This is a genomic window from Streptomyces sp. NPDC096012 (assembly GCF_040426375.1).
In the GTDB taxonomy this organism is placed as follows: domain Bacteria; phylum Actinomycetota; class Actinomycetes; order Streptomycetales; family Streptomycetaceae; genus Streptomyces.
On sequence record NZ_JBEOTD010000087.1, the window covers coordinates 1 to 4417 of the forward strand.

At 71.1% G+C, this 4417-nt stretch carries 4 protein-coding genes; 1 reads left to right on the plus strand and 3 read right to left on the minus strand.

Annotated elements, in window-relative coordinates; genetic code table 11:
* Positions 1-2257: hypothetical protein (locus tag ABVB68_RS37110; RefSeq protein WP_503006568.1), on the minus strand; the 2257-nt coding region annotated here is incomplete at its 3' end.
* A gap of 202 nt (positions 2258-2459) precedes the next feature.
* Between ABVB68_RS37110 and ABVB68_RS36560 the strand changes: the two genes are divergently transcribed.
* A complete protein-coding gene (locus tag ABVB68_RS36560) occupies positions 2460-3473 on the plus strand; it encodes a hypothetical protein (RefSeq protein ID WP_353605536.1) in 1014 nt (337 codons plus the stop codon).
* Positions 3474-3679: 206 nt separating this feature from the next.
* On the opposite strand, the gene ABVB68_RS36565 is transcribed toward ABVB68_RS36560, so the two are convergent.
* Together ABVB68_RS36565 and ABVB68_RS36570 are read right to left on the minus strand one after the other, a co-directional pair.
* A complete protein-coding gene (locus ABVB68_RS36565) occupies positions 3680-4015 on the minus strand; it encodes a hypothetical protein (RefSeq protein ID WP_353605537.1) in 336 nt (111 codons plus the stop codon).
* Positions 4012-4417, minus strand: a 406-nt coding sequence (locus ABVB68_RS36570; protein WP_353605538.1) for a cbb3-type cytochrome c oxidase subunit I, incomplete at its 5' end; no start/stop codon positions are given. The genes ABVB68_RS36570 and ABVB68_RS36565, both read right to left, overlap by 4 nt.

Genomic DNA, 4417 nt, shown 5'->3' on the forward strand with positions numbered 1-4417 from the left:
GACCGCATAGCCCAGAACCACCCACAGCGCGCCATTGCCGAAGAAATGGCCGTCGCTCGTCCCGACACCGAGGATCCACCGCGCCAGCACGAAGAGCGGTGGGTGTCGGCGTCGGCGTGCCGTCGTCCGAGCCGGACGGGATCCGGTCGCCACCGCCGCCGAGGAGGACGGTCTTCGCGACCCTGTCGGGACCTGCGGCGGTGTCGGCGCTGTCGGTCTGGGCCCGGGCAGCGGTGCCGGCCGACTTCTTCAGGCGCGGGTGCTGCAGCTGGAACTCGGCGCGGGAGACGTTCCGCCTGGGTGCCTTGGAGAAGTCGACGCCGCCCATGACGCACGTCTTCCGCTCACCGGCGTACTCGCACGGGTAGGAGTAGTCGCCCTTGGTGTAGGACGTCATGTAGTCGTCCCACGTCTGCTTCGGCGTCCAGGACCGGTTGGGCGCGCGCAGGGGCCACTTGGCGACGTTGCCGCTGTCGATGACCTGCCGGTAGTCGGTGGCCCGCAGGGCGTCCTGCCGGCGGACGTACTCGGCGGCGACCCGGGCGCTGTAGACGCGGCGCAGGTCGGCGTAGCCGGGACCGCTGTTGATCGCCTTCTCCACGTCGGGGACGACGTACCGCTTGACGAGCGTCTCGCCGGTCTTCTCCTGGGCCTCGGTGAGGTCGCACTTCCCGTTGGGGTTGGGATGCTGCACGACGAGGTGCGCGATGTTGACCCGCAGCGGCGCGTCGAGGATGTAGAGGCCGTCGTCGTCGGCGCGGACCTTGGCCTGCGCGGGCACGATCCACAGGCGTATCGAGGGCGAGCAGGGCAGCCCGGCGGCCTGCGCGGCGTCCCAGAACTGCTTGCCGATGCCCTGGCGCGGGTCCATGTCACGTGCGTAGTCGTGCTTCATCTGCAGGTCGGCCTGGAGCAGGACCCGCCCGGCGTCGGTCTTCCCGAACGTCCTGTCCATGATCTTGTCGGGCTGGTCCGGGTTGAGGTTGACCCAGAACTTGTCCGGCGTCAACGCGAGCCAGGCGAAGAAGCTGTCGGAGATGAGCCGTGCCTTGGCCTCGCCGCCCCACCCGTGTTCCGGGCTCTCGTCCTGGACGCTGTCGGCGGCGAAGGCGTAGGGCAGGCCCTTGCCCTTGACGGGCTTGCCGACGTAGGCGAGGTCGAGGGTGGTGAAGTCCACGCCGCCCGGGCCGCGTACGCCGGTGCCGCGGGGCCCGTTCGCACCGATCCGCTTGAGCCGGTCCGCCATGTCCTTCGGAGTGGGCGGCGACTGGCTGATCGTCCGGGACGCCCCGCCGGCCGCGCGGTTGGCGCCTCCGGGGGAGAAGTTCGAGTCGCCCTGCGTGACACCCTTGATCGGTGTGTAGCGGGGAACGCCGGTGGAGCGGTGCTCGTACGCGGTCACCCGGGGGCGGCCCTGGGCGTCCTTGCCCGCCTCCTCGGCCAGCCGGCCGAGGTAGTCCCTCGTCGCGGGCAGCTTGGGCTCACCGTTGACGTAGGTGATCCGGGCGTTCTTCCGCTGCGGGTCCTGGAGGAACATCCTGTTCGCCAGGTCCTGCTTGGTGTCACGGCCCGGACCGGCCTTGAACTCGAGGAACTTGTCCTCCTTGTAGTTCACGGCGTCGAACTTGCGGACCAGCGGCCTCATCCTGCCGGTCTTCGGGTCCTTGACCATGATGGTCTTGCCGTTCTTGTCCTTGACCTCGACCTCCTCGTTGCACAGCCAGTCCGGGCCGAGCAGTCCGAGGTCCTTCACGACCTTCTTCTCGAAGCCGCTGCCGCGCCGGTTGTTGTTGTTCGGCAGGATCCACGCGTCCGACAGCCACTTCCGGAAGCTGCCGTACCGGGTGTCGTTCCAGTTCTTCCCCACCATGTAGTCCCGGTACTGGGCGTACACGCGGTCCTCGGAGTACTCCGGATAGTGCTGGTACGGCTTCAGCTTCTCCAGGAACTTCTGCTGTTCGTCCGGTGTGCTGCCCGGTGGGGGCGTGACCCCGTCCAGGGCCTGCCGCGGGGCGTCGAAGTCGTAGGAGTCCCAGTGCTGCGGATCGCGGACGTGGATGCCCTGCTCCCACGGCTGGGCCTGGCTCGGCCGGCCGGAGAGGTTGTACTTCTCGTCGCAGCGCTTCCCCTTGTCCGCGTACGCCGTCCCCGACAGTAACGGCAGCCCGACCACCGTCAGGACACCGGCCGTCGTGACCGCGAGTACGGTCCGGGAAGAGGGGCGCAGCCGTGGGCGCGCGGATGTCGCTCGTCTCATGCGAAAGTCTCCGTCGGGAGCCCAGACGGTGCCGTGGTCCGCGGCGCCCCAGGCCCCCGTCGCTTGTGTGACGCCGCGAAGTCCCCCAGTTTTCCATCTACTTGCGCCGCCGGCACACGGTTTCACCGGTGTGCCACACGTCAATTCCCTTTGCGCACAACGCAGTCACCCGCGCGGGCATCGCCGCCCTAGGCTTGCGTCCGTGGCTGCTACCGACACGACCGCCCGGGCCGACGACCGCCGCCTGAACGAGTGGCTGCGCACCCGGGCCACCGCTTTCCCCGCCTGGGCCGAACAGCTCCCGGACGCCTGGGACTTCAGCACGGAGAGCCTCGACCGGCTCGAGACGCGGATCAGGCGCCGCTACCCCGGCCGGGAGGCCGCCGAGGCCGACCGGGACTCCTCGTTCCTGACCGTCGCCGCCTGGTACGCCGGCGAGGTCCACGTCCGCAACTACGGCGCCGTCTGGCGCTGCGCCCCCGGTGCGGGTCCTCGCGCCGAACCCGTCGTCACCCTGCCCGAAGAGGTCCTGACGGACCGGGAGTTGGACGACCTCGAGGAGGCACGGGCCCAGTACGAGGACGACTTCCCCGCCTGCAACCCGTGCGACGCGGTGGTCGGCGCCGCGGAACCCGGCCGCACCGGTCATCTCGCCTCGTTCCTCCAGGCGTACGCCCCCTGGCAGTCCGTCGTGGACCGGGCCGTGGCCCGCGCCCGTGCGACACCCGGCCAGTCCCCGGGCAGCCGCCCCCTGCCCGGCGCCCCGGCGCCCGTGGACCCCGGCCCGGTCGGGGCGGCCCTCGCCTCCTGGCTGGCCCGCCAGGAGGAGGTGCACCCCTACTGGCGCGAGGCCACCGGACGCCCGGACGCCTTCGACTTCACACCGGCCTCCCTCACCGCGCTGGAAGAGGTGCTGCGCGCGCGGATCGCCGCGCAGACCGGCACCGTCGACCTCCTCGACGACCCGGTGTTCCACTGCGCCGTCTGGTACCTCGGCGAGACCGTCTGCCGCGGCACGGGCGCACGCTGGCTGCCCCTGCGCGGCAACGTGGACGTCACCCTCGACCGGCTCGACCTGCTCACGGTCGGCCGCGTCGGCCGTCGTGTCGGACCGTGCACCGAACTGACGGCGGCACTCCACCGGTGCGTCCGCGGTGTCCACCAGCCCGACGACTCCTACCAGCCGCTGACCGACGTCCTGACCCCCTACCGCTGACGCCGAGACGGCACCGGGCCCGGGAGCGAAGCCCGCCGCCTCGCCTCCCCGGCCCTTCTTGGCCGCCTCGGCCCTCGGCCTTTGGCGCCTTGCCCCGGCCATGCGCCGTCGGCCGTGGCGGTCGTGGCCGTTGGTCGTGGTCGTGGCCCTTGGCCCGTCGCCTTCGCCCTCGGCCCCGTCGCCGTTCGCCGGGGAAGTGACCCCCGTCAGGCGGCGGCGACCACGAGCAGACCCGTCGCCGCCAGCAGGGCACAGCCCAGCAGGCACCATGCGGCCAGTCGCCGGCGCAGTGCGTGGTATCTCGCCTCGTACGTCTGCCGGAGTTCCTCGGCGCGTTCCGCGGTGCGCCGCCACGAGGCGCGGGTCAGCGCCAGGTACTCGGTCTCGAAGTACCGTTCCAGGTCGTCCCGTTGACTGTCGGTGAGCCAGCCCAGACGGGAGGCGAGGCGGGCCGCGGCCGTCCGGCCCTCCTCCCGGGCGGCGGCCAGCAGCAGATGGCCCTCGATCGCATGGACGAGGGCCCGCTCCTCATCGGCACTCATCGCCCGGCCAACTCCGTCTCCCGGGGTGCGACCTCGGGGTGGTGCAGGTCGAACGCCGGGGACTCGCTGCGGATGCGGGGGAGGGTGAGGAAGTTGTGCCGCGGCGGCGGGCAGGAGGTCGCCCACTCCAGCGAACGGCCGTAGCCCCACGGGTCGTCCACGCCGACCGGCTTGCCGTACCTGCCGGTCTTCCACACGTTGTAGAAGAAGGGCAGCAGGGACGAACCCAGCAGGAACGAACTGACGGTCGAGACCGTGTTCAGCGTCGTGAGCCCTTCCGCCGCCAGGTAGTCGGGGATCCGGCGCTGCATGCCCTCGGCGCCGAGCCAGTGCTGGACCAGGAAGGTGCCGTGGAAGCCGATGAACAGCGTCCAGAAGGTGATCTTGCCCAGGCGCTCGTCG